The 1,439-nt window shown below is 64.9% G+C and carries 1 protein-coding gene; it reads left to right on the top strand.

Annotation, left to right across the window (positions count from 1 at the left end; all coding sequences use genetic code 11):
- Positions 1-256: 256 nt before the first annotated feature.
- On the top strand, positions 257-1,439 hold a 1,183-nt coding region (locus tag EN935_RS35855), incomplete at its 3' end, for a portal protein (RefSeq protein WP_127374220.1).

Raw genomic sequence — 1,439 nt, forward strand, 5'->3', positions numbered from 1 at the left:
GCGTAGCACCGCCAAGTGGGCAAAAGATGACAAGACAGCCGATCTCTCCCCTCGTGGGGGAGATGCCCGGCAGGGCAGAGGGGGGCGCTGTCCCGCCGGCCTGTCGGCACATTGCAATGCGTTTCCCTGCAGGTTGTCAGTCGCCTGGATTGAAGAGCTGGCGATCCTTCGCGCCCCCCTCTGGCCTGCCGGCTATCTCCCCCACGAGGGGTGAGATCGACAGCTTCGGCGACGCGCCAATCAAGCGAGATTGAAAATGACCGATTCCCGCGCCCGCGATATCCTGTCGCGCCAGTCCGAGCTCGAGAGCGAGCGCAGCCAGTATGAGGCTGTGTGGGAGCAGGTGGCGGAGTTCTGCGACCCCGATGCGCCCGATATCTGGAGCGGGCGCCGAACCGGCAGTCCGGACTCGCAGGCCGAGCGGCAGGAGCGGCGCGGCGCCCGCGTCTATGCCAACACCATCAACTCGGCCGCCAACCGGCTGGCCGCGGGGCTGGAAAGCCTGATCATCCCGCAGTCGGAAAAATGGCATGGGCTGTCGACGGCGGCCATGAACGACGAGGAGACCGACGAGGAGAAGGAATGGGCGGAAGCTCTGCGCGATTTCCTGTTTGCGCTGCGCTACTCCGCCAATTCGAATTTCGTGCCGGCGACGCAAGCCTGCCTGCGCAATGTCGTGCGCTATGGCCCAGCCTATCTCTATGCCGAGGAAGGGTTTGGCGGAACGCTGATCCGCTACGCCTCGATCCCGGTGGGCGAAGGGTACCTCAGCCGCAACCGCTGGGGCCAGGTCGACATTTTCCACCGCCGCTACGAGCGCACGGCGCGGCAGGCGGCGCAGCTGCTCGGCTATGAGAAGCTGCCGGCGCGCATAAAAATGCTGGTCGACGATCCGGCCAAGTGCGAGACGAAAATCTCGCTGATTCAGTGCATCCAGCCGCGCGACGAGCGCAAGATGTATCGGCTGGGCGGCCAGTACCAATATCTCGACACGGCCTTCGCCTCCTACCACGTCATCGAGGACGAGGAGGAGATCGTCCGGGAAAGCGGGTTCCGCACCTTCCCGGTGTCGACCTTCAACTGGCGCCGGTACGAGGGCGACCCCTATGGCATCTCGCCTGCTATCGAGGCGCTGACCACCGTGCGCGAGGAGAACGCGGTGCGCCGTTCGGGGCTTCGCGCGCTGCAGCAGATCACCGACCCGGCGACCGCCTCCAAGGCCCGGCTCGACTATGTGCCGGTGCTCAATCCGGGCGAGAATTATCCAGGCCTCATCGACGACAATGGCAGGCCGCTGATCGCGCCGATCTCGACCGGGCAGAACCCGACCTATGCCTTCAACTACGCGCAGAGCCGCGCCGACGAGATCCGCGACATGATGTTCGTCAATCTGTTCCAGACGCTGGTGCAGAACCCGCAGATGACGGCGACTGAAGCGC

The sequence above is a fragment of the Mesorhizobium sp. M7D.F.Ca.US.004.03.1.1 genome (assembly GCF_003998635.1).
Lineage (GTDB): Bacteria > Pseudomonadota > Alphaproteobacteria > Rhizobiales > Rhizobiaceae > Mesorhizobium > Mesorhizobium loti.